This is a genomic window from Plantibacter sp. Mn2098, from assembly GCF_049319745.1.
Lineage (GTDB): Bacteria > Actinomycetota > Actinomycetes > Actinomycetales > Microbacteriaceae > Plantibacter.
In genome coordinates, this window is record NZ_JBMOUH010000002.1 from 315,622 (window position 1) to 338,526 (window position 22,905).

At 68.1% G+C, this 22,905-nt stretch carries 18 protein-coding genes; 9 read left to right on the forward strand and 9 right to left on the reverse strand.

The annotated features are described in order from the left end of the window. Nucleotides 1-87: 87 nt before the first annotated feature. A complete protein-coding gene (gene ppk2, locus ACL9RL_RS04240; protein ID WP_422778966.1) occupies nucleotides 88-1,002 on the reverse strand; it encodes a polyphosphate kinase 2 in 915 nt (304 codons plus the stop codon). 85 nt (nucleotides 1,003-1,087) lie between these two features. Between ppk2 and ACL9RL_RS04245 the strand changes: the two genes are divergently transcribed. After that, nucleotides 1,088-1,624 (forward strand): HEAT repeat domain-containing protein, encoded by a 537-nt coding sequence (locus ACL9RL_RS04245; protein WP_422778967.1) that lies wholly within the window; start codon nucleotides 1,088-1,090, stop codon nucleotides 1,622-1,624. 92 nt (nucleotides 1,625-1,716) lie between these two features. On the opposite strand, the gene ACL9RL_RS04250 is transcribed toward ACL9RL_RS04245, so the two are convergent. Beyond that, nucleotides 1,717-2,115, reverse strand: coding sequence for a GNAT family N-acetyltransferase (locus ACL9RL_RS04250; RefSeq protein ID WP_422778968.1), 399 nt, complete (start codon nucleotides 2,113-2,115; stop codon nucleotides 1,717-1,719). On the opposite strand from ACL9RL_RS04250, the gene ACL9RL_RS04255 reads away from it, so the two are divergent. Then, nucleotides 2,033-2,953 carry a DNA-methyltransferase gene (locus tag ACL9RL_RS04255; RefSeq protein ID WP_422778969.1) on the forward strand — a complete coding sequence of 307 codons (921 nt, stop codon included), beginning with the start codon at nucleotides 2,033-2,035 and terminating at the stop codon, nucleotides 2,951-2,953. The genes ACL9RL_RS04250 and ACL9RL_RS04255 overlap by 83 nt on opposite strands. 148 nt (nucleotides 2,954-3,101) lie before the next feature. Here the strand turns inward: ACL9RL_RS04255 and ACL9RL_RS04260 are convergent, their stop codons facing one another. The 4 genes from ACL9RL_RS04260 to ACL9RL_RS04275 form a co-directional block, all read right to left on the reverse strand. Beyond that, nucleotides 3,102-4,325, reverse strand: coding sequence for a LacI family DNA-binding transcriptional regulator (locus ACL9RL_RS04260; RefSeq protein ID WP_422778970.1), 1,224 nt, complete (start codon nucleotides 4,323-4,325; stop codon nucleotides 3,102-3,104). A gap of 61 nt (nucleotides 4,326-4,386) precedes the next feature. Beyond that, the gene (locus tag ACL9RL_RS04265; protein ID WP_422778971.1) at nucleotides 4,387-5,898 is read right to left on the reverse strand and encodes a GH1 family beta-glucosidase; all 1,512 of its coding nucleotides are present in this window, start codon (nucleotides 5,896-5,898) and stop codon (nucleotides 4,387-4,389) included. A 122-nt stretch (nucleotides 5,899-6,020) separates the two neighbouring features. Next, on the reverse strand, nucleotides 6,021-7,841 hold the full coding sequence (locus tag ACL9RL_RS04270; protein ID WP_422778972.1) for an MDR family MFS transporter: 1,821 nt from the start codon (nucleotides 7,839-7,841) through the stop codon (nucleotides 6,021-6,023). Between the two features lie 125 nt (nucleotides 7,842-7,966). Then, nucleotides 7,967-9,109, reverse strand: a complete 1,143-nt coding sequence (locus ACL9RL_RS04275; protein ID WP_422778973.1) for an alpha/beta hydrolase — start codon at nucleotides 9,107-9,109, stop codon at nucleotides 7,967-7,969. 88 nt (nucleotides 9,110-9,197) lie between these two features. On the opposite strand from ACL9RL_RS04275, the gene ACL9RL_RS04280 reads away from it, so the two are divergent. After that, the gene (locus tag ACL9RL_RS04280; protein ID WP_422778974.1) at nucleotides 9,198-10,055 is read left to right on the forward strand and encodes a M15 family metallopeptidase; all 858 of its coding nucleotides are present in this window, start codon (nucleotides 9,198-9,200) and stop codon (nucleotides 10,053-10,055) included. Nucleotides 10,056-10,197: 142 nt separating this feature from the next. Here the strand turns inward: ACL9RL_RS04280 and pgm are convergent, their stop codons facing one another. Beyond that, the gene (pgm, locus tag ACL9RL_RS04285) at nucleotides 10,198-11,817 is read right to left on the reverse strand and encodes a phosphoglucomutase (alpha-D-glucose-1,6-bisphosphate-dependent) (RefSeq protein ID WP_422778975.1); all 1,620 of its coding nucleotides are present in this window, start codon (nucleotides 11,815-11,817) and stop codon (nucleotides 10,198-10,200) included. A gap of 307 nt (nucleotides 11,818-12,124) precedes the next feature. Continuing rightward, nucleotides 12,125-14,041, reverse strand: a complete 1,917-nt coding sequence (locus tag ACL9RL_RS04290) for an alpha/beta hydrolase (RefSeq protein WP_422778976.1) — start codon at nucleotides 14,039-14,041, stop codon at nucleotides 12,125-12,127. A gap of 327 nt (nucleotides 14,042-14,368) precedes the next feature. Between ACL9RL_RS04290 and pheA the strand changes: the two genes are divergently transcribed. The 3 genes from pheA (at nucleotide 14,369) to ACL9RL_RS04305 (ending at nucleotide 18,266) form a co-directional block, all read left to right on the forward strand. Beyond that, nucleotides 14,369-15,316, forward strand: coding sequence for a prephenate dehydratase (gene pheA / locus ACL9RL_RS04295; protein ID WP_422778977.1), 948 nt, complete (start codon nucleotides 14,369-14,371; stop codon nucleotides 15,314-15,316). Between the two features lie 272 nt (nucleotides 15,317-15,588). Then, entirely contained in the window at nucleotides 15,589-16,914 is a 1,326-nt protein-coding gene (gene gdhA / locus ACL9RL_RS04300; protein WP_422779213.1) for an NADP-specific glutamate dehydrogenase, read from the forward strand. Nucleotides 16,915-17,135: 221 nt separating this feature from the next. Continuing rightward, complete coding sequence (locus tag ACL9RL_RS04305; protein ID WP_422778978.1) at nucleotides 17,136-18,266, forward strand: FAD-dependent oxidoreductase; 1,131 nt, start codon at nucleotides 17,136-17,138, stop codon at nucleotides 18,264-18,266. 21 nt (nucleotides 18,267-18,287) lie between these two features. Here the strand turns inward: ACL9RL_RS04305 and ACL9RL_RS04310 are convergent, their stop codons facing one another. Then, nucleotides 18,288-19,262 (reverse strand): diacylglycerol/lipid kinase family protein, encoded by a 975-nt coding sequence (locus ACL9RL_RS04310; protein WP_422778979.1) that lies wholly within the window; start codon nucleotides 19,260-19,262, stop codon nucleotides 18,288-18,290. A gap of 57 nt (nucleotides 19,263-19,319) precedes the next feature. On the opposite strand from ACL9RL_RS04310, the gene serS reads away from it, so the two are divergent. From serS to ACL9RL_RS04325, 3 genes are all read left to right on the forward strand, one after another. Then, complete coding sequence (gene serS, locus ACL9RL_RS04315; RefSeq protein ID WP_422778980.1) at nucleotides 19,320-20,585, forward strand: serine--tRNA ligase; 1,266 nt, start codon at nucleotides 19,320-19,322, stop codon at nucleotides 20,583-20,585. Beyond that, nucleotides 20,582-21,439: an HAD family hydrolase gene (locus ACL9RL_RS04320; protein WP_422778981.1), complete on the forward strand. Its 858-nt coding sequence runs from the start codon at nucleotides 20,582-20,584 to the stop codon at nucleotides 21,437-21,439. The genes serS and ACL9RL_RS04320 overlap by 4 nt, the downstream gene beginning before the upstream one ends. Before the next feature lie 91 nt (nucleotides 21,440-21,530). Beyond that, nucleotides 21,531-22,766 (forward strand): LCP family protein, encoded by a 1,236-nt coding sequence (locus ACL9RL_RS04325; protein WP_422778982.1) that lies wholly within the window; start codon nucleotides 21,531-21,533, stop codon nucleotides 22,764-22,766. Nucleotides 22,767-22,905: the final 139 nt, after the last annotated feature.

The window sequence follows — 22,905 nt, forward strand, 5'->3', positions numbered from 1 at the left end:
CATCTCAGCCCGCGAGGGGTCGCATATGGCTAGTTGGACGTGTCCGGAACTAGCCATATGCGACCCCTCGCGGGATGAGGGGAAGGGCTAGACGAAGCGTTCGCCGCGCTCGTAGACGGAGGCGGCTGGGCCGACGATGTTGGCGTCGGGCGTGCCGACGATCGAGTGGTCCTTGTTGGCGTAGTCGAAGTGGTGCAGGACGTGCCGCATCGCCTCAAGCCTCGCGCGCTTCTTGTCGTTGCTCTTGACGACGGTCCACGGGGCATCGGCCGTGTCGGTGGCCTCCAGCATCGCCTCCTTCGCCCGTGTGTAATCGCCCCACTTGTCGAGCGATGCGAGGTCCATCGGCGACAGCTTCCACTGCCGCACCGGATCCACCTGACGGATCGCGAAACGCGTGCGCTGCTCGTCGGCCGACACCGAGAACCAGAACTTCACGAGGTCGATGCCGTCACCCACGAGCATCCGCTCGAACGCGGGCGCCTGACGGATGAACTCGTCGTACTGGTCCGGCGTGCAGAATCCCATGACCCGCTCGACACCGGCTCGGTTGTACCAGGAACGATCGAAGAGGACCATCTCACCGGCGGACGGCAGATGCTGCACGTACCGCTGGAAGTACCACTGCGTCTCCTCACGGGCGCTCGGCTTCTCCAGGGCGACGACCCGCGCGCCACGCGGGTTCAGGTGCTCCGTGAACCGCTTGATCGTGCCGCCCTTGCCAGCCGCATCGCGACCCTCGAAGACGATGACGAGGCGTCGGTCGGTCGCTTTGATCCAGTTCTGCAGCTTCAGCAGTTCGATCTGGAGGAGGCGCTTGTCGCCCTCGTACTCCTCGCGCGACAGTCGCTCCGAATACGGGTAGCCCTCACGCCAGGTGTCGATGTAGGTGCCGTCGCTGGTGAGCAGGACGGGGTCGTCATCGTCCTCGTCGACGACCGAGTAGCCGGTGACGTCCTCGAGCGACGGCGGCGGTGTGTAGTGGGTCACGAGCTGGCTCATGCTGCCACAGGGTAGCCGCGCGGATTGACGGGTGGGTGGACGGCCGATGACCGATCGGTGATGCACGGCTAGGCTGGGGTCACTCATGGCACACAACATCGCACCTGAATCCGGCCCGGCAGCATCCATCGAGGAACGACTGCAGCAGGCGGTCGCCGCCACGAGCGAGTCCGCCGTCGCGGATCGCGCCCGCTCCCTCCTCGAAGGCAACTACGAGGGTGAGGACTTCCTGCGCACCGTCGGCGGTCCGCACGCGGAGGGCATCCTCGAGGGCGCCCCTGCGCTCTACTGGCCCGAGCTGTGGGGCACCCGCGCGCTGCTCTACGTGTGGGACGACAAGGTGGCGCCATCGGTCGTCGCCGCACTTTCGAACCGGGCGTGGCGTGTGCGCGAGATGGCTGCGCGTGTGTGCGTCGCGCGGGGGATCGGCGATGTCGCTGCGCTCGTCCCGCTGACGACCGACGAACACGAGCGCGTGCGTGCCGCCGGCGCCCGTGCGCTCGGCGCCGTCGGCGACGAGGCTGCGCGTCCGGTCCTCGACGGGCTGTTGCGCGACCCTGACCGTGAGGTCCGTCGTGCGGCCCAGCAGTCGATCAAGGTCCTCGTCGGCCGTCTGGCCTGACGGTCCGGTCCTCCGGCCTGCCCTCGGCTCGCGAGCTGTCAGCCGTGGCTTTTCTGGCGTGCTGAAAGCCGCCACGACTGCCAGTTCGCGGGCTACTTCAGGAGGTTGGCGCGCTCGGGATGCTCGTCGAACCACTGGCCGACGTACCAGCACATCGGCACGACCTTGAGCGACGTGGTCCGCTCGACCTCGTCGACCGCCCACGTCACGAGCTCGCCGGCGTAGCCGTGACCGCGGAACGGCGGCGTTGTGAAGGTGTGGTGGAACGAGATCGCGTCGCCGTTGATGCGGTAGTCGAGGACGCTGACGAGCGTTCCGTCGATGCGCATGGTGTACCGCTGCGCGTCTGGTTCGTGCGCGAATTCGGTCGACATCTCCCCAGCGTACGTCCTCTGAGAGAATGAGGGAATGTCCCAGACGAGCAGCGCCGAGCAGCCGGATGCTGCCCCGTGGTCGGCCGACGGCCCCGACCTCGTCCTCGAGGACGACAATCTGCGAGTGCTCGAACGGCTCCCGGACGAATCCTTCACCCTCATCTACATCGATCCACCCTTCAATACGGGTCGGACGCAGCGACGCCACGCGTCGACATCGGTCCGCTCGACCCCCGGCACCGGCCGGGTGACGGGCTTCAAGGGGCAGCCGTACGAGCGGATCCGTGGTGATCTGCGGCGCTTCGACGACGCGTTCGACGACTACTGGGGGTTCCTGGAGCCGCGGCTGGTCGAGGCCTGGCGGGTCCTCAAGAACGACGGCACGCTCTACCTGCACCTCGACTACCGCGAGGCACACTACGCGAAGGTCCTCCTGGACGCGCTCTTCGGTCGGGAGTCGTTCCTCAACGAGATCATCTGGTCCTACGACTACGGCGCCAAGGCGAAGCGTCGCTGGCCGACGAAGCACGACACGATCCTCGTCTACGTGAAGGATCCGTCGAGCTACTACTTCGACTCGGAGACGGTCGATCGGGAACCGTACATGGCGCCGGGGCTCGTGACGCCGGAGAAAGCGGAACGCGGCAAGCTGCCGACCGATGTCTGGTGGCACACGATCGTGTCCCCGACAGGTCGGGAGAAGACCGGGTACCCGACGCAGAAGCCGGAGGGGATCCTGCGTCGCATCGTGCAGGCATCGTCCCGCAAGGGGGACTGGGTGCTCGACTTCTTCGCCGGGAGCGGGACCACCGGTGCCGTCGCCCGGGCGCTCGGCCGGCGGTATCTGCTCGTCGACGAGAACCCGCAGGCCATCGCGGTCATGACGGATCGGCTGATGCCGCCGGAGGCCGAGCCCGCCCCGGTCGCGCCCATCCCCATCGCTCCCGCCTCCTGACCCGCCTTCAGCCCGCGAACTGTCACTTGTGGCTGCTTTCAGCATCGCCATTCCGGCCACAAGTGACAGCTCGCGAGCAGGCAGTTGTGGCTGGTCTGGCCGGGCCAGAACCGCCACGAGTGACAGTTCGCGGGCAGAGGCGGGGCGGTCAGACGGAGGCTCGGGGGACCAGACGGGTGGGGAGGATCGTGATGCGGGGGACCGTCTCACCGGCGATGAGCCGCACGAGCAGCGCCGCCATCGTGGCGCCCAGCTCGACCGGGGACTGATCGATCGTCGTCAACGGCGGCGACGCCGTCGCACCGAACGAATCGTCATCGAAGCCGATCACGCCGACGTCCTCCGGCACACGGAGGCCGGCTTCACGCAGGACTGAGATCGCGCCGGCCGCCATCTGGTCGTTCGCCGCGAACACGCCATCGATCGGCACGCCCCGATCGAGCAGCCGCCGCATCGCCGCCGCGCCTTCGAACGGCGAGAAGTCGCCGTACTCGACGAGCTGATCGAGCGGGTCGTCCGAGCCGTCCGGGCCTCCGCCCGGGCCGCGGTTCGCGCGGAGGTCGCCCGAGCCGTCCACAGTGCTGGCGCGAGGATCGCGGGTCCCACCATCGCTCCCGCCCAGCCCGGCGGCCTCCATCGCCTGCCGCCATCCGAGGAGTCGATCGATGCCGGCCGGCATGTCCTGCCTGCCGGCGATGGTCGCGATGCGGCTACGGCCGGAATCGAGGAGGTGGGCAGTGGCCATCCGTCCGCCGGCGACGTTGTCGACGTCGACGTAGATGCTCTCGACATCGCGGCCGATGGGCCGGCCCGCGAACACGATCGGCAGATGCTGCCCGAGCTGCGTGTAGGAGTGGTCGCCACGGTGATGCGAGACGACGAGCGCACCGTCGACGTTGCCGCCCAGCAGATAACGCCGCGTCTTCTCCGGTGACGCCTCCGACGCCATGAGGAGGTTGAGCGTGTAGTCGGTCGCCGCGAGTTCGAGTGCGACCCCCTGGGTCACCGCCGCGAAGAACGGATCCGCGAACACCCGGGACGTGGACTCGGGCACAACGAGAGCGATCGACTGCGTCCGACGCGACGCGAGGGACCGCGCCGCCCGGTTCGGCACGTAATCGAGGGCGGCGATCGCGTCGTTGACGGCTTTGACGACCTCCGGCGTGACCTTCGTCGACCCGTTGACGACACGCGAGACGGTCGCACGGGAGACCCCGGCGCGGGCCGCGACGACTTCGAGCGTCGGTGCGACGCCGTGCGGGGCGAGGTCGGGGATCGCCGCGTCGGGGAGTGCGCCGAGCGGAAGTCCGTGGCCTGCGACCGACCCGTCAGCATCCGTCGGGCCGCCCGCATCGCCCTCGTTCACGTCCATGTGTCCATTCTCCGCGCCAGTGGGCTGTTCCGACCTCGGTTGACGTCAGCCGCCCGGGCGATCAGTCTGCTGACGTCCCGACCCCATCCGCTGCGATCCCAGCCTGCGACACCCGCGACGCCCGGATCCGCTCCGCGTACGCCAGCCCGCTGTCCTTGACCGTGCGCTCCAGCGTGTCGTAGTCGACGCGCACGATGCCGAACCGTTTGTCGTACCCCCAGGACCATTCGAAGTTGTCGAGCAGCGACCACACGAAGTACCCGCGGACGTCGGCGCCGTCGGCGATCGCGAGTTCCACCTGGTCGATGTGCTGCTGGATGTAGGCCGTGCGGTCGACGTCGTGGATGGAGCCGTCCGCCTCGACGACGTCCTCGTAGGCGGCGCCGTTCTCGGTCACGTACAGCGCCGGCAGCCGGGGGTACTCGCGCCCGAGGCGAACGAGCAGCGTGCGCAGACCGGCCGGGTGGACCTCCCAGTCCATCGCCGTGCGGGGGAGGCCGCGGCTCGGGAAGGAGAGGTGCTCGGACCCGATCCAGGGGGAGGAGAGTTCGCGGTCTGTCGCGCCGGAGTGCCCGTCGGAACCGGTGTCGTCCGGATGTCCGCTCACGCTGTCGTCGTGGTAGTGGTTGACGCCGAGGAAGTCGATGGGGGCGGCGATGCGTTCGAGATCGCCCGGCTGCACGACGTCGTCGAGTCCGTACCCGGCGACGTCGTCGAGCACATCGGCCGGGTACGAGCCGAGGATGATCGGTTCGATGAAGATGCGGTTGGCGAGTCCGTCGAGCCGGCGTGCGGCATCGAGGTCGATCGGGTCCTCCGGGTTCGCCGGGACCGCGTTGGTGAGATTGAGGGTGATGCCGATGTGCTCGGCGCCCAGCTCACGGAGCCGCGTGGTGGCGAGGCCGTGGGCGAGGTGCTGGTGGTGGATGGCGGCGAGGGCGGCGCGCGGGTCGCGGCGTCCCGGTGCGTGCACACCGACCTGGTAGCCGAGGAGTGAGGAGCAGAACGGCTCGTTGAACGTCGTCCAGTGCGTCACCCGGTCGCCGAGGGCCGCGTACGTCGCCTCCGCGTAGTCGACGAAGCGGTGCGCGGTCTCGCGGTTCGCCCAGCCGCCGCGCTCCTCGAGCGCCTGCGGGAGATCCCAGTGGTAGAGGGTCAGCCAGGGCAGGATGCCGGCCTCGAGGAGCTGGTCGACGAGACGGCTGTAGAAGTCGAGACCGGCCTGGTTGACCTCGCGGTCGCCCGGCTTGATGCGCGCCCAGCTCGTCGAGAACCGGTACGCGTCGATGCCGAGTCCACGCATGATCGCGACGTCCTCCGACGTGCGGTGGTAGTGGTCGACGGCGACCTCCAGATCGTCACCGTTGGCGACGGCGCCAGGCACGCGGGCGAACGCGTCCCAGATCGAGTCCTCCTTGCCGTCCTCGTGGGCCGCGCCTTCGACCTGGGCTGCTGCGGTCGCCGACCCCCAGATGAACGGCGGGAGCACGATGCGGGGGTGCCCGCCGCTCGCGTCTGGTGCGGTGCTCTGCGTGGTGCTCTGCGTGGTGCTCGGGAGGGAAGGGATCGTCATCGGCCTGTCTCACTGCTCGGTTTCGTCACGTGTCAGCTCGGACGATACCAGGCGCGCCCGCAACGCACGATGCCGCCGCCACCCGAAGGTGACGACGGCATCGTGACCGGTGACCCGGCCGACTACTTGTCGTCCGGCCTGATCACCTGGTTGCTCGCCGTGTCCGGCGAGACGGGCGAACCCGTGAGGTCGGCGGCGTGCTGCGCGGCGATCGCGAAGTCCGAGCCGTCCGTGACGGCATCGTTCTCGATCGACGCCAGTCGCGACTCGTCCGCGAGCTGGTCCGAGCGCTCCTGCAGCGCCGACTTCGCACGCAGCGGAGGCGCCTTGAGGAAGAAGCTCAGGATGAACGCGACCGTGACGACCGCGAAGCTCACCCAGAACACGGAGACCGTTGCGTTCGAGAACCCGGTGAGGAACGGCGCCGTGAGGTTGTGGTTCGCGCCGACGAGGAACGAGGTGTCGCCGTCGAGGGCGTCACCGGCCGAACCGCTGCCGCTCTGGACCGTCTTCAAGAGGTCGAGGATGCCCGAGTTCGCCTTGTCGGCGAGCACTGCCGGGTCCGCGAGGGCCTTCTTCATGTTCTCGAGCAGCACGTTGTCCTTGAACGCCGCCGCGATCGTGTCGGGGATCCGGGTGTAGAGGACCGAGAAGATCACGGCCGTGCCCAGGGTTCCACCGATCTGACGGAAGAAGGTCGACGCCGACGTTGCCACGCCGATGTCTCGCGCCTCGACCGAGTTCTGGCTCGCGATCGTGAGCGTCTGCATGAGCTGGCCGAGGCCGAGGCCCACGAACAGCATGCCGAACATCATCCACCACACGGGCTTGTCGATCGACGCGAACGTGAAGTAGAAGAAGCCGCACATCATGAGGAACGTGCCGATGATCGGGAACGCCTTGTACCGACCGGTGCGTGCGATGATCTGACCGCTCACGATCGAGGAGATCATGAGGCCGAGGATCATCGGGAGCATCAGCAGACCGGACTCGGTCGGCGTCGCGCCTTCGACGAGCTGCAGGAACAGCGGGACCGTCATCATGGCGCCGAACATGCCGAAGCCGACGAGGACACCGAGGATGGTCGCCACACGGAACGTCGAGTTCTTGAAGAGCTTGAGCGGGATGAGCGCGTCATCGCCCATGAGCTTCTCGGCGACGATGAAGAGGACGATGCCGACCGCGCCGATCGCGTAGCAGACGAGCGAACCGATCGAACCCCAGCCCCAGATGCGGCCCTGTTCGGCCACGAGGAGCAGCGGGACGACGGCGAGGATGACGGTCGCAGCACCCCACCAGTCGATGCGGACGGCGCGCTTCGTGTGCGGGATGTGCAGGAACTTGAGCACGATCGCGAGCGCGATGACGCCGATGGGCAGGTTGATGAGGAACACCCAGCGCCAGCCGGTGATGAAGAGGATCTCCGGGCTGCCGGCGAACAGGCCGCCGACGAGCGGGCCGATGACGCTGGAGACGCCGAAGACGGCGAGGAAGTAGCCCTGGTACTTGGCGCGCTCGCGCGGGGCGAGCATGTCACCCATGATCGTGAGCGGCAGTGCCATGAGGCCACCGGCGCCGAGGCCCTGGATGGCGCGGAAGATCGCGAGTTCGTACATCGAACCGGACATGCCGGCGAGGAGCGAACCGATGAGGAAGATCGTGATCGCGATGAGGAACAACGGGCGCCGGCCGAAGATGTCGGACAGCTTGCCGTAGATCGGGGTCGAGACCGTGGAGGTGATGAGGTAGGCCGTGGTCACCCAGGCCTGGAGGCTCATGCCGTCGAGGTCGTCGGCGATCGTCCGCATGGACGTGCCGACGATGGTCTGGTCGAGTGCGGAGAGGAACATCCCGGCCATGAGGCCGAAGATGATGAAGAGGATCTGCCGGTGGCTGAGGACCGGCGAGTTCGCCGGTGCCGGCGAGGTGGAGCTGCTTGACATGTGGTCTCGTTCAGGCTCGGGGCGCCTACACTCGTCGGCGCCACAACGATGTGTTTTTTGCGTAGTGTGCAAACTTACACCCGACGTAATGTCGTTTGCAACCAACATCCGTTGGCTTTTTGCCGTCAGTTTCCCGTGGTCGTCTTCAGGAACGCGAGCGTCCGCGTGAGCGCGGTCTGCGCATCGGGCAGGTCCAGGTGGAACTGGTACTCGTGCGGGAGTTGCGGCTCGTGATTCGCCGGCCAGAACAGCTCCGTCACCTCCACCCCTGCCGCCTTGAGACTCGCGCTCATCGGCACCGATTCGATCCAGGTGAGGTCGTCGCCGTTGCCGCCGGAGATGAACGTGGGAGGGAAGGCCGATGTCACGAAGTCGCGGGTCGACATCGTCGCGCCGGCGTAGGTGGACGACCAGTCCTTCGTGCCCGTGTACCCCCACAGCGCGATCTTGAAGCCCCATGCGGCGATCCCGTTCAGGTCCGCCATGCGTTGGAGGTCGTAGACGCCGCAGTTCAGGATCGTGCCGACGAGCTGTTCAGGGCGCAGCTTCGGGGCGATGCCGATGAGATGCGCGTAGTCAGGGTTCGTGGTGAGGACGGCGAGCTGGCTGGCGAGTTGGGCGCCGGCCGAGTCGCCGGCGAGCACGATGCGGCCGGGGTCCACGTTCCACTCGGCAGCATGCTCCGTGATGAAGCCGAGGGCGTCGTTCAGCTGGGTGACGGCCGTCGGATACTCCGCTTCCGGGGCGATCGTGTAGTTCACGCCGATCGTCGTGTACCCGTTGCCGGCCAGGATGCGGAGGTACGGATCGACATCCTCCTTCTGCCCGGAGATCCAGGCGCCGCCGTGGATCCACACGACCGTCGCGAGGGGTGTCGTGCCGCTCTTGGGCGTGAACACGTCGAGCGAGGTGTCGCTGCCGGCATCGCCGTAGACGACGTCGCGATGCTCGGTGAGGTCTGTCGCAGCGCTCGCGGGGACGTGCCGGTCCATTTCGGCGGCCGTCGCCTTGCCGCCCTGCTCGAACACGGCGCGGATGAGCATCGCCGACGGCCACGGGGTCACCGAGGTGACGACGGAGACGGCGACGCCGATGGCGAGGAAGATGCTGCCGATGATGAAGCGGGGGCGGGGGCGGGGACGTGGCTTGTGGGGGTGGGCGGCTTCGGGGCGGTTGTCGCTGTCGCTGATGCTGCTGGTGTCGCTGATGCCACTGTCCGGGCGACGGCTCGCGTCATCGGTGTGCGTGTCGTCGGTGGCATCCCCCATGCAACGAGTGTGGCAGAGCAGTGCGGTGGCGGGTAGGGCGCGGCCGGTCATCGCCGTCACGCCCAGGGACGGTGGGTAGGCTTCTCCCGTGACCGACAACCATCCGCAAACGCATCGCAGACGCGTCTCGCCGCGTGTCCGTCGCAATCGCATCATCGCGCTCGCCGTCATCGCCGGCGTCCTCGCCGTGCTGCTCGTCATCCTGGTCGTGAACGTCGTCGGTGCGACGGGCCGGAGCACGGTCGCCGCCACGAAGACGCCCAGCGCAACGGCGACGAAGACGCCGACCCCGACGCCAACGCCGACGCCGAGTGAGACGACGCCTCCTCCGCCGCCCGCGTTCGACAAGACGGCGTTCTCGCTCGACGACCCGACGAGCCCGTGGGTCGTGCTCAACAAGCAGCGTCCACTGAACCCCGTCGACTACACGCCGCCGGACCTCGTCGATGTGCCCGTTCCGCACACTTGGGCGCCGATGATGCGGGCGGAGGCCGCCGACGCGGTCACGAAGATGTTCGCCGCTGCGTCATCGGAGGCCGGGCTGTCGCTCGCCTCGAACAGCGCGTACCGGAGCTACTCGTCGCAGGTGCAGGTGTACAACGACGATGTCGCGGCCAACGGTCAGACCTTCGCCGATGGCGACACCGCCCGCCCGGGATACAGCGAACATCAGAGCGGCTGGGCGATGGACATCGGTGCGGAGAGCGGCAACTGCTCGTTGAGCGCGTGCTTCGGGGAGACGCCGGAGGGCAAGTGGCTCGTCGACAACGCGTGGCGGTTCGGTTTCCTGTTGCGGTATCCGGCCGACAAGGTCGAGGTGACCGGTTTCACGTACGAACCGTGGCACTTCCGCTACATCGGCGTTTCGCTCTCGACGGAGATGCACAACACGGGCGTCACGACCCTCGAGGAGTTCTTCGGTCTGCCGGCCGCCCCCGGCTACTGACCCCCATCGCTGGCCCAGCAGAATGCCGTTGGCCTTGCAGAATTCAGGAACCCTGACGGAATTCAGGACGATTGCTCGGCGCGTCGGCCGGAATCGTCCTGAATTCTGCAGAAGTTCCTGAATTCCGGAAGGGCAGGGGTGGCTAGGCGCCGAGGGCGGCGTCGACGATGAGTTTTGCCTCCGCCTGCACCTGCGCGAGGTGGTCCGCGCCGACGAACGACTCGGCGTAGATCTTGTAGACGTCCTCCGTGCCGGACGGACGTGCGGCGAACCACGCGTTCTCCGTCACGACCTTCACACCGCCGATGGCCGCATCGTTGCCCGGGGCGTGGCTGAGCTTCGCGATGATCGGCTCACCCGCGAGCTCGGTCGCCGTGATCGCATCGCCGTCGAGCTTCCCGAGGCGAGCCTTCTGCTCCTTGGACGCCGCCGCATCGACGCGCTCATAGACGGGGTCACCGAAGCGTTCCGTCAGCTCGCGGTAGAGGACCGATGGGGTCTTGCCGGTCACCGCGAGGATCTCGGCCGCCAGCAGGCACAGCAGGATGCCGTCCTTGTCGGTCGTCCACACCGTGCCGTCGAAGCGGAGGAAGCTCGCGCCGGCGCTCTCCTCACCACCGAAGCCGACGGAACCGTCGACGAGGCCAGGAACGAACCACTTGAAGCCGACCGGCACCTCCCAGAGGCGGCGGCCGAGCGAGTCGGCGACACGGTCGATGACCGAGGAGGAGACGAGCGTCTTACCGACGGCCGCGTCCTCACGCCAGCCAGGACGGTTGGCGTACAGGTAGTCGATGGCGACGGCCAGGTAGTGGTTCGGGTTCATGAGGCCGGCATCCGGGGTGACGATGCCGTGACGGTCGGCATCGGCGTCGTTGCCCGTGAGCAGGTCGAACTCGTCGCGGCGGGCGACGAGCGCGGCCATCGCGGAGGGCGACGACGGATCCATCCGGATCTTGCCGTCCCAGTCGAGCGTCATAAAGCCCCACGCAGGGTCGACGTGCGGGTTGACGACCGTGAGGTCGATCTCGTACCGGTCGGCGATGGCCTGCCAGTAGTGCACGCTCGCGCCGCCGAGGGGGTCGGCACCGATGCGGATGCCACTGCGCTTGATGGCGTCGAGGTTGATGATGTGACGCAGGTCCTCGACGTAGTTGCCGCGGAAGTCGTAGGTCTCGACCGCGGAGGGCTCTGCCATCTTCACGTCGGTGAGGCCGCCCGCGATGAGTTCGTTGGCGCGGTTCGCGATCCATGACGTGGCATCTGAGTCGGCTGGGCCACCGTGAGGCGGGTTGTATTTGAAACCGCCGTCGGCCGGCGGGTTGTGGCTGGGGGTGACGACGATGCCGTCGGCCTCGTCGCCGTTGCCCTCCGAGTTGTACTTCAGGATGGCGTGGCTGAGTGCGGGAGTCGGGACGAAGTCGTCGAACTCGTCGACGAGGACCCGCACGCCGTTGGCGACGAGCACTTCGAGCGCGGTCGTCTGCGCCGGGCCGCTCAGTGCGTGCGTGTCGGAGCCGATGAAGAGCGGCCCGGTGATGCCCTGGGCGGCACGGTACTCGACGATCGCCTGCGTGGTGGCGGCGATGTGGTCCTGGTTGAACGCGGTGTTGAGCGAGGATCCGCGGTGCCCGGAGGTGCCGAACACGACCCGCTGCTCCGGAATGGAGACGTCCGGGTGGAGCGTGTAGTACGCGTCGATGAGCTCCTGCACATCGATGAGGTCTGCTGCTGTCGCTGGGGTTCCCGCACGATCGTTCATGCTCTCAGTCTGGCAGGACTCTGGCCGTGTGGGGAGGGGTTCTCGCCGCCTGTGCACTGTTCGCAATTCCGGAACTTCGGAGCCGAAACGGCTCGACACGCCGTGTTTGCGCCGCGAGGGGTCGCAAACGGCGCTGAAGTTCCGGAATTCTGAACAGAAGTTGCCGGCAGGACTGGTCGGGAAGGCGGGGCGTTGTGCGGGGCGCGGTGAGGGCGCGAGGCGCGGGACGCGGCGAGGACGTGGGGCGCGGCGAGGCGCGGGGCGCGGCGAGGCGCGGGGCACGGCGAGGGCGCGGCGAGGACGCCGCCTACTTGGCGGACGCGGTGACCGTGGACGTCGACGACGGGCCGGACGGGCCGGCGGCATAGCTGTGGTCGTCGGGCACCGCGGACGTCTGCCCGACGACGATCTTCTGGATGGAGTACAGCGTCTCCGAACCGGGACCCAGGTACTTGCCGCGGTCATCGGTCGTGCTGGAACCGACCGCGTTGTGCCCCTCGACCGCCGCGAGCGAGTCGCCGTCGCCGAGGGTGATGCCGTCGGATCCGAAGACCGTCGCACCCCAGCCTGCTGCGGCGGGGTTGGCGCGGCCGGACAGCATCTGCCCGAGGTTCGCGAGGGCGTCGGCACTGGCCTGCGATGCGAACACCTTGTTCGTCGGAACGTGCAGGTCGCCGATCCGCACCGATGTCGGGATGCCGGCTGAACCGATCATCACGAACGACTCCACGTTGAAATCCGCCGACGCAAGCGCGAGTGCGGCGGTCGCCGTCCCGTACGAGTGCGCGACGACGGTCAAGTGCGACGCGACACCTGCCGCCTCGCGGAACGCGTTGTACCCGCCGAGCATCGCGGCGAGCAGCGGCGCGCCCTGCTCGGCCCGCTCGTTGGACATGACCTCGAGCGCACTCGGGCTCTTGCTGCCGATCCACAGCACAACGGCGCTCGACGGCGATGCCGCCTGGATGCGCTTCACACCGCGGAGGTAGTCGCCGAGTTCGAGCGCGCTGCTGTTCATCCCCGGCACGAACACGGTCACGTATTCGGCGGTGTCGACATCGCCGACCGCGACGGCGATGCGGGGCTGCCCGGTCTGGGAGGCGTCGAGCGTGATGAGGTGCTCCTGCTGCGGCGGGGTGATGGTGACCATCGAGGTGGTCGCCGCTGCACCCTGGGTCGATCCGGCAGCGGCGGAGGTCAGGACTGCGCCCCCAGCACCCATGGCGCCCTGGGCAGCCGCTGCACCGCTGACGCTCGCGAGGCTTGCCGTGTCGAGATCGTTCCGCACGCCGGTGCTCCCGGCATCGGTGCCAGCAGCGCCCCCGCCGCGCGCGTACCGCTCCTCGAGCACCTTGAGCGCATCGAGTCGCAGGGTCGCTGCGGCGATCGCTGCGGCCTGCACATCCTGCGAAACCGTGTGCGACGAGTCCGCCGTCAGCGCGGCGAGGCCCGCCTCTGCGCCTCGGACCAGTTCGGGCAGGCGGGACGTGTTGGCCGCGGAGCGGTCGCTGTAGTCGACGCCCTCGAGGTTTCCGATGACCTCGGGGTGAGCGATGAGCAGCTGCTGGCGTTCGGTCTCGGGCAGGCCGTGCCACACCGTCGCGACCTGCACGGCGGTCATCGAGCTGAGCGTGGTGATCGCGGCGCCGATGTTGCCGGCGTACGCCGCGGCGAATGCGGCACCGGTCATGTCGGGGACGGTGACGGTCGATGGCGATGCGCCGGTCGCGGAAGAGCCGCCGGTCGCGGCACCCGATGCCGCGCTGGTCACCGAGCCGGATTCGATGGCGGTCGCGCCGTGGACGATGGTCGTGAGCGCCGAGGCGGTCAGTTGGGGGAGGTTCGCGGTGGCCAGGATCTGACCGGAGACCACGGCCGTCAATGCTGTTGCGACGAGCAGGAGCTTGACGGCTCCTGCTCTGCCGGTGATCGACCGCCTCCTGCTGGGCGCTGCGGCGAGGCCGGGGCGGAGGGCGGCGCCGGCAGCCGATGCGACAGCCGCCGCAGGCCCGAACGCACTCGATGCGGCGCCCGAGGTGACGACATCGGCCCCCGTCCCGCGCATCCCGCGGACATCGCCGAAGAACCCGTAGACGGTCGACCGCACGGATTTTGCGCGAGAGAGGAACCCAGCGACGGGAGAGCGCCGATCGGCACCCTGAACACCGCCTCCGGTCGATCGCGTTGAGAGCGGTGATGGGGCGTCGATGAGGACACTCGTCACGTGACTCCCATCCTGTCGCAGCTCGTCGGGTCGGTTGCTGAGGCGGTACCTGTTCGCAGGCCACGTTCGGTCGTGGCCTGTGGTGTGGGAACCGGGTGCGAATACGGCGTTCCGACTCGCATCCCCACACGAGCGACTGCGCTCAATACACCCTTATAGCAATGATGCCGGGTATTGGGGTGTTTTGAATAGCTCCAGACGGGTTGTTCAGCAAGGTTTTCCGTAAGAATCTCCTGTCGAGGGGCCGAATGTGACCCGAATGGGAGCCTGATGACCCCTGAGAGCGGCACGCCGGTGTCGACGCGCGGTTCCCGCTACGCTCGGAGCATGTCAGCGCCAACCGCACCCGAACCCCGTCGCACGTACAGCTACCTGGGTCCGAGCGGCACGTTTACGGAGGCTGCGCTCAAGCAGGTCGCGGAGGCCGAGGGGCAGATCTGGCGGCCGGTGAACAACGTCGGCGAGGCGCTCGCGGACGTCATCGACGGTCGGAGCACGGCCGCGGTGATCGCGATCGAGAACTCCATCGAGGGCGGCGTGTCGGTCGCGCAGGATGCCCTGGCGACCATGCCGGGCGTTCGGATCATCGGCGAATACCTGGTCCCGGTGAACTTCGTCCTCGTGGCGCGTCCCGGGACGAAGCTCGAGGACGTGCGCGTCGTGAACGCGCATCCGGTCGCGTACGCGCAGTGCCACAACTGGATGGACTCGCAGCTGCCGGCGCACGGGCACATTCCGGCGTCGAGCAACGTCGCGGCGGCATCGACCCTGCTCGACGGGACGTCGACGGCCGATGCGGCGATCGCGCCGCCAGGCATCGTGGACCACTACGACCTCGAGGTGCTCGCCCGGGACATCGGCGACAACCCGAATGCGGTGACGAGGTTCGTGCTCGTGAGCCGGTCGTCGGGCGTGCCGGAGCGCACCGGGGCGGACAAGACGAGTCTGATCGTCGAACTGCCGAACGATGAGGCCGGGTCGCTCCTCGGCCTGCTCGAGCAGTTCTCCACGCGTGGTGTGAACCTGAGCCTCATCGAGTCGCGTCCCATCGGAGACGCCCTCGGCCGCTACCGGTTCGTGATCGATGCCGAGGGGCACATCCACGACGAACGGGTCGCCGATGCGCTGCTCGGGTTGCGGCGTTTCAGCCCCAACGTGATCTTCCTCGGATCGTATCCGCGTGCCGATCGGACGGCTGTCGCGTACCACTCGCGGTACAACGATCAGGTCTTCATCGAGGCCAGGGACTGGTTGCGCGGGTTGCTCGACGGCTGATCAGCGTGCGATCGGCGGGTGCCGCGGGTGCGATCCGCCCGCCATCCGAGGTCGCTCTGCGCGCCCGTGCATCGGAGTTGTACATCATCTGTCGTATTGACGGCGCGACGGTTCGCCTGACAGTCTGGCGGATGGCCGCACGACGGCCATGAACCTCCCACCAGCCCGGTGAACACCTCCCTGTCCGTGACCACCCGTCGTCGCGGGGCGTGGATCCGCGCTGTTCGACGAGAAAGCTCCACGTGACTGGCACCACCACGCTCCAAGACCCGATCCACTCCATCTACGAGGCTGCGCTCCGCCGCAACGCTGGTGAACCCGAATTCCACCAGGCGCTCCACGAAGTCCTCGAATCGATCTCGCCTGTGCTGCGCGAACACCCCGAGTACGTCGAAGCCGGCATCCTCGACCGCATCGTCGAGCCAGAGCGCCAGATCATCTTCCGGGTGCCGTGGACCGACGACCAGAACCGTGTGCACGTCAACCGCGGCTTCCGCGTCCAGTTCAACTCGGCCCTCGGCCCGTACAAGGGCGGTCTGCGGTTCCACCCGAGTGTGAACCTGTCGATCATCAAGTTCCTCGGCTTCGAGCAGATCTTCAAGAACGCGCTCACAGCGCAGGGCATCGGCGGCGGCAAAGGCGGCAGCGACTTCGACCCGCACGGCCGCTCCGACGCAGAGGTCATGCGCTTCTGCCAGAGCTTCATGAGCGAGCTGTACCGCCACCTGGGCGAGCACACCGACGTTCCGGCCGGCGACATCGGCGTCGGTGCGCGCGAGGTCGGCTTCCTGTTCGGCCAGTACCGCAAGATCACCAACCGCCACGAGTCCGGCATGTTCACCGGCAAGGGTGTCGGCTGGGGTGGCGCAGAGGTCCGCACCGAGGCGACGGGCTACGGCGCCGTCTTCTTCGTCGACGAGATGCTCGCGGTCAGCGGCCGTGCGATCGAAGGCCGCCGCGCCATCGTCTCCGGCTCCGGCAACGTCGCGACGTACGCGATCGAGAAGATCCACCAGCTCGGCGGAACCGCCGTCACCGCTTCGGACTCGTCGGGCTACATCGTCGACGAGGACGGCATCGACCTCGACCTGCTCAAGCAGATCAAGGAGGTCGAGCGCGGGCGCATCTCCGTGTACGCCGAGCGCAAGCCCGGTTCGCGTTTTGTGGCCGGCGGCCGCGTGTGGGACGTGCCCGGCCAGATCGCGATCCCGAGCGCGACGCAGAACGAGCTCAACGAGCAGGATGCGATCACCCTCGTGAAGAACGGTGTCGAAGCCGTCGCTGAGGGCGCGAACATGCCGTCGACCCCGGGGGCCGTCCGTGTCTTCCAGGACGCCGGTGTGCTGTTCGGGCCAGGCAAGGCGGCGAACGCCGGCGGTGTCGCGACGTCCGCGCTCGAGATGAGCCAGAACGCTGCGCGTCAGCGGTGGTCCTTCGACGACAGCGAGTCGCGTCTGCGCGCGATCATGAGCGGCGTGCACAACGCGGCGTACGAGGCTGCTGACCGCTACGGCGCTCCCGGCGACTACGTCGTCGGCGCCAACGCTGCGGCGTTCGTGAAGGTCGCCGACGCGATGCTCGCCCAGGGCGTCATCTAGTCCAGCCCCTTCCCGTCCAGCTCGCGAGCTGTCACTCGTGGCTGGATGGACACCCGTCAGACCGACCACGACTGCCAGCTCGCGAGCTGTCGGTAGTGGTCGGTCTGACGTCGTTATGACAGCCAGAACTGCCAGCTCGCGAGCTGACGGTTGTGGCTGGTTCAGGAGCGTCAGACCAGCCAGGAGTGACAGTTCGCGGGCTGAAGCGGGAGGATGGTCGGATGGGTGCGAGTGTGCGGGACGTCGTTGTCGTCGGGGCCGGGATCGTCGGGGCGGCGACAGCGCGGACGCTCGCCGAAGCCGGACGGGACGTCCTGCTGCTCGAACGCTTCGAACGCGGACATGACCGCGGATCCTCACACGGTGCGACCCGCATCTTCCGCCAGGGCTACACCGATGACCACCACGTGCAGCTCACGACGAGGGCGCTCGCCGCATGGCGGACGCTGGAGACGGCATCGGGGCGGCCCTTGCTCACGCTCAACGGCGCCGTCGACCACGGCGATCCCGCCGTCATCGCGGACATCGCCGCCGCCTTCGACCGCAACGGGATCGCCTACGAACGGCTGACCCCGGACGATGCGGCCGCCCGCTGGCCGGGATTCCGCTTCGACCGCGAGGTCCTCCACCACGCGAGCGCCGGCCGCATCGCGTCGGCCGACGCCATCGAGGCCCTCCTCGACCTCGCGACGGCAGCCGGTGCAGAACTCCGCTTCTGTGTGCGCGTGTCCGATGTCCGCATCGAGGACGGGCAGGCAGTGATCAGCACACCCGAGGGCGACATCACCGCTCGCACACTCGTCGTCGCGGCCGGATCGTGGGTCCCGGAACTCGTCGGCCGACTGCTCGCCGATGCGGGGACGCCGCTCCCGGAGATCGTCGTCACACAGGAGCAGCCGGCGCACTTCCCGATCGTCGATGGCGGTCCGGGCAGCGACAGTGACCGGACCGCGACCGATGCCGATGCCGCGTGGCCGAGCTTCGTTCACTACCGCAGCGGCAGCGGGGTCGGCTCCGGCGGCGTCCCCGGCGTCTACGGGCTGCTCACGCCGGGGGAGGGCGTCAAGGTCGGGCTCCACGGGACCGGTCCCGTCGTCGACCCGGATGCGCGCGATTTCGCGGCGGAACCCGGACGTCTCGCGGACCTCGTCGAGTACGTGGCCGAGTGGATCCCAGGGCTCGTCGCATCGTCCCCAGCACCCATCAGCTGCGTCTACGACACGAGCCCGGACGAGGAGTTCGTCATCGCCCACCACGGACCGATCGTCTACGCGACCGGGTTCTCCGGGCACGGATTCAAGTTCGGTCCCGTGCTCGGCGAGCTGCTCGCGGAGCACGTCGCGCCGGCATAGGCGTCACCCGCGCTCACTGCGTCAGGCGGGCAACTTCACGTGCAGACCGCCCTCGTGCGCGTCGAACCGGGCCTCCAGCGCCACACCGAACCCGTCGCCATCGAGCTCGATGTCATGCGGCTCGTCGACCTTCAACGTCACCTGCTCCGAACGCAGGTACGTGACCGTGTTGCCCTTGCCGCGCGACCCCGTCGCCTTGATGAGCCGACGCCCGACGCTCGACTTCCGCAGCACCCGGTTCTCCCAGCTCACCTTCCGCCACACGAGCAACCACCCGAGCGCCCCCTTCGGCTGCAGCACCGCGATGTCGAGGATCCCGTCGTCGATGACCGCGTCCGGCATCAATTCGATGCCGCCCTGCAGCGTGCCGCAATTGCCGACGAGGATCGAGCTGACCCGGATCGAGTGCTGCCGATGTCCTTGCAGCTGGTAGTGCAGCCGGAACGGCTCGGACTTGATGATCGAGCGCAAGCCGGACTCGACGTACGCCAGCCAGCCGACGGTCTTCTTGAGGTCCGGGTTGGTGCTGGAGATCATCATCGCGTCGATGCCCATCCCCGCCATCACGACGAAGCACTGCTCCTCTTCGGACCCGTCCTCGCGCACGATCGTGACGACGCCGATGTCGACCGGCTTCGTCTCACCGTGGTAGGCGACGCGGATCGACTCCGCGACGTCGTTGAGCGGCAGCTTGAGGTTGCGGGCGAGGAGGTTGCCGGTCCCGGACGGCACAACGGCGATCGGGACGCCCGATGCGCGGAGCCCCTGGGCGACCGCACGCACGGTTCCGTCACCACCGGCGGCCAGCACAACGGCAGCGCCATCCTCCACGGCGCGCTGCCCCTGCCCGACACCCGGATCCTCGACACTCGTCTCGTAGAAGCGCGGTGCGGCCCAGCCTGCTTCTTGCGCGGCGGCCTCGACTGCGCTGCGCAGCTTGGTGGCATCCACCTTCACCGGGTTGTAGACGAGGGCGGCGTGCTTCGCGTCGGTCATGGGTACACGGTACGGCAGCCGGGGCCGGTTGCCGTGTCGGATGGCTAGACTTGCCGGGTGATCGATCCAGTACTCCTCCGTGAACAGCCAGACGTGATCCGACGCTCGCAGGCGGCCAGGGGGTCCTCCGTCGAACTCGTCGACCAGGCGCTCGAAGCCGATGCGGCCCGCCGTGCAGCCATCACGACCTTCGAAGAGCTGCGCGCGGAGCAGAACGCGTTCGGCAAGCAGGTCGCGAAGGCGCCGAAGGACGAGAAGGCGGCACTCGTCGCCCAGGTGCAGGAGCTCGCCGGGCGTGTCAAGGCGGCCCAGGCTGCGTCGACCGAGGCCGAAGCCCGCTTCGCGGAGATCGCCGGCGCCATCCAGAACCCCGTCATCGACGGTGTGCCCGAGGGCGGGGAGGACGACTTCGTCACCCTCCGCGAGGTCGGCGAGCGCCCCACCTTCGACTTCACCCCGCGCGACCACCTCGAACTCGGTGAGCTCAACGGCGGCATCGACATGGCCCGCGGCACCAAGGTGAGCGGTTCGCGCTTCTACTTCCTGCGCGGCATCGGCGCCCGCCTCGAGCTCGCGCTGATGAACTACGCGCTCGACAAGGCGCTCGCAGAGGGTTTCATCCCGCTCATCACCCCGACGCTCGTGCGCCCGGAGATCATGGCCGGCACGGGCTTCCTGGGCCAGCACGATGACGAGGTGTACCGCATCGAGGGTGAGGACCTGTACCTCACCGGCACGAGCGAGGTCGCGCTCGCCGGGTACCACTCCGACGAGATCCTGGACCTGGAGGGCGGCGCGCTCCGCTACGCCGGCTGGTCCACCTGCTACCGCAAGGAAGCCGGATCGTACGGCCGCGACACCCGCGGCATCATCCGGGTGCACCAGTTCAACAAGCTCGAGATGTTCGTCTACATCAAGCCGGAGGACGCCGAGGCCGAGCACCTGCGCCTGCTGTCCTACCAGGAGTCGATGCTGCAGTCGCTCGGACTCAGCTACCGGGTCATCGACACGGCCGCCGGCGATCTCGGATCGAGCGCGGCGCGCAAGTACGACGTCGAAGCCTGGGTGCCGACGCAGGGCGCGTACCGGGAGCTCACGAGCACGTCGAACTGCACCACGTACCAGGCCCGTCGACTCGACACGCGCTACCGCACCGAGTCGGGCAAGACGGCGCCGGTCGCGACGCTGAACGGGACGCTCGCCACCACGCGTTGGCTCGTCGCGATCCTCGAGACCCACCAGCGGGAGGACGGCAGCGTCGTCATCCCAGAGGTGCTCCGCCCGTACCTGGGCGGCCTCGAGGTGGCTGAGCCGATCCGATGAGTGACACGCACGCCGCATCGTCGTCCGCATTCGCCGCAGGGCAGGGGACGGGTGCGACGCGCCTGTTCATCGCCCTCGACGTCGACGGGACGGTCCTCCACGAGGACGGAACCCTCAGCCTGTCCGTCGTCGACGAGATCCGTCGGGTGGCAGCGCTCGGCCACATCGTCACCCTCGCGACGGGTCGCAGCTGGGAGACCACCCGCCCGGTGCTCGAGGACCTCGGGCTGACCCCCGAGTACGTCGTGTGCGCGAACGGCGCCCTCGTCCTCAAGCGCAACGAGGCCGAGGAGGGCGGATACGAGCGGTTCTTCACCGAGACGTTCGACCCCACCGAAGTGCTCCTCACCATCCGCAGCCACCTCGCGGAGGGCAGCTACATGGTCGAGTACCCGGACGGTTTCCGCCGGTACACGGCCGGCATGACCGACTGGAACCTCGACCGTGCAGAGGAGGTGCCGTTCGAAGACCTCGTGACGAGCCCCGTCACCCGCGTCGTCGTGGTGTCGCCGAGTCACGATGAGGCCGACTTCCTGCGCATCGTCGAGCAGATGGGCCTCCAGCAGGTCAGCTACGCGATCGGCTGGACGGCGTGGCTCGACATCGCGCCGAAGGGCGTCAACAAGGCGACGGCGCTCGAACACGTTCGGGAGTGGCTCGACGTGGACCGGTCCCAGGTGATCGCGGTCGGCGACGGCCGCAACGACATCGACATGCTGCAGTGGGCTGGCGTCGAAGGACGCGGTGTCGCGATGGGGCAGGCGCCGGACGAAGTGCGGGAGATCGCCTCCGAAGTGACCGGGAGTGTCACCGAGGACGGCCTCTCCCAGCTACTCATGAGCATTTCTGCGTAGGATCGACCAAATACCTCCGCGTCTGCACCTCGGCGCGCCCTTCCGAGCCCGTGATCCCGACGGTTCGGCACCCGAACAGGAAGCGAGACCGATGCCCCGCAGCGCCGACGCGTCAGAAGCACGCGCCGCCGTCCGTCACGGGCGTCAGCGGAAGTCGAGCCCCCTCGCCACCATCGGGAAGTTCCTGGTCGCGGCGGTCGCTGTCGTCGCCGTGAGTGCGACGGCCGTCGCCGGTGTCGCAGCCGTCGATCTCGCGAAGAGCGTCAAACCGACCGCGCACCTCGCCGGTGAGACCCCTGGTGCTCCGCCGCCCAACATCGGCGCCATCGAGGGCGGCGTCAACCTGCTCCTCGTCGGCAGCGACTCCGGCGACGGCAACGCGGCCTATGGCGAACGCGACGAGAACCTCAACGACGTCACGATCCTCATGCACATCTCCGCGGACCACTCCAGCGCGTCGGTCGTGAGCTTCCCCCGTGACATGTACGTGCACATCGCCGAGTGTGCGAACGGCGGCGACGGCCGCGACAAGATGAACACGGCGCTCACGTACGGCGGCAAGGACGGCGGCCTCGCCTGCGCCGTGTCGACGGTCGAGGGCATCACCGGGCTCAAGATCCCGTTCGCAGCGCAGATCGGCTTCGACGGCGTCATCTCGATGTCCAACGCGGTCGGCGGCGTCCCGGTGTGCATCACCGAGCCCCTCGATGACGCGTGGAGCGGCATCCAGCTCGATGTCGGCACCCACGAACTCTCCGGCAGCACGGCGCTCGCGTTCCTGCGCTCCCGCCACGGTGTCGGCGACGGCAGCGACCTCAGCCGCATCAGCAACCAGCAGATCTTCCTGTCCTCGCTCGTGCGCACCCTGAAGAGCGGCGAGACGCTCTCGAACCCGGTGAAGCTGTACTCCATCGCCCGGGCGGCGCTCAAGAACGTGACGCTCTCCGAGAGCCTCGCGAACATCGACACGATGGTGTCGATCGCGTCGGCGCTCAAGGATATTCCGCTCGATCGGGTGTCGTTCGTGCAGATCCCCACGGATCAGTCCGGTGATGGCGTTGTAGCGACCGACGACGCGTCGCTCATCTGGCAGGCGCTGCAGAACGATCAGGCGATCAACCTCACGGCCACGGGCAAGTACGTCGTCACGGACCCCAACGCCCCGCCCACGTCGACCGATGCGGCGAGCGAACCCGCCACCCCGGCGGATCCGTCCGCAGACCCGTCAGCAACTTCCCCCGGCGTCGTTGACCTCCCAGCAAGTGTGACGGGCCAGAGTGCAGCGCAGGCGACATGCACGGCAGGTCGCCCACTCGAGAATCAGTAATCGATTCGCGATATTGGTCCGACGCGCCCCTCGTCGATGCGACATGCCTTGCTTGCATCCAACATTGGTCGAGTCTTAACTTCGCCGCTCTCTCCGAGTCGACTCGATCCGATCATCCGGAAATCGTATTGCGCATGAC

Bases quoted from the DNA above. Each gene is read 5' to 3' on its own strand.
- ppk2 (WP_422778966.1), bottom strand. From the start codon at position 1,002: ATGAGCCAGCTCGTGACCCACTACACACCGCCGCCGTCGCTCGAGGAC.
- ACL9RL_RS04245 (WP_422778967.1), top strand. From the start codon at position 1,088: ATGGCACACAACATCGCACCTGAATCCGGCCCGGCAGCATCCATCGAG.
- ACL9RL_RS04255 (WP_422778969.1), top strand. From the start codon at position 2,033: ATGTCCCAGACGAGCAGCGCCGAGCAGCCGGATGCTGCCCCGTGGTCG.
- ACL9RL_RS04260 (WP_422778970.1), bottom strand. From the start codon at position 4,325: ATGGACGTGAACGAGGGCGATGCGGGCGGCCCGACGGATGCTGACGGG.
- ACL9RL_RS04265 (WP_422778971.1), bottom strand. From the start codon at position 5,898: ATGACGATCCCTTCCCTCCCGAGCACCACGCAGAGCACCACGCAGAGC.
- ACL9RL_RS04270 (WP_422778972.1), bottom strand. From the start codon at position 7,841: ATGTCAAGCAGCTCCACCTCGCCGGCACCGGCGAACTCGCCGGTCCTC.
- ACL9RL_RS04275 (WP_422778973.1), bottom strand. From the start codon at position 9,109: ATGGGGGATGCCACCGACGACACGCACACCGATGACGCGAGCCGTCGC.
- pgm (WP_422778975.1), bottom strand. From the start codon at position 11,817: ATGAACGATCGTGCGGGAACCCCAGCGACAGCAGCAGACCTCATCGAT.
- pheA (WP_422778977.1), top strand. From the start codon at position 14,369: ATGTCAGCGCCAACCGCACCCGAACCCCGTCGCACGTACAGCTACCTG.
- ACL9RL_RS04305 (WP_422778978.1), top strand. From the start codon at position 17,136: ATGGGTGCGAGTGTGCGGGACGTCGTTGTCGTCGGGGCCGGGATCGTC.
- ACL9RL_RS04310 (WP_422778979.1), bottom strand. From the start codon at position 19,262: ATGACCGACGCGAAGCACGCCGCCCTCGTCTACAACCCGGTGAAGGTG.
- ACL9RL_RS04320 (WP_422778981.1), top strand. From the start codon at position 20,582: ATGAGTGACACGCACGCCGCATCGTCGTCCGCATTCGCCGCAGGGCAG.
- ACL9RL_RS04325 (WP_422778982.1), top strand. From the start codon at position 21,531: ATGCCCCGCAGCGCCGACGCGTCAGAAGCACGCGCCGCCGTCCGTCAC.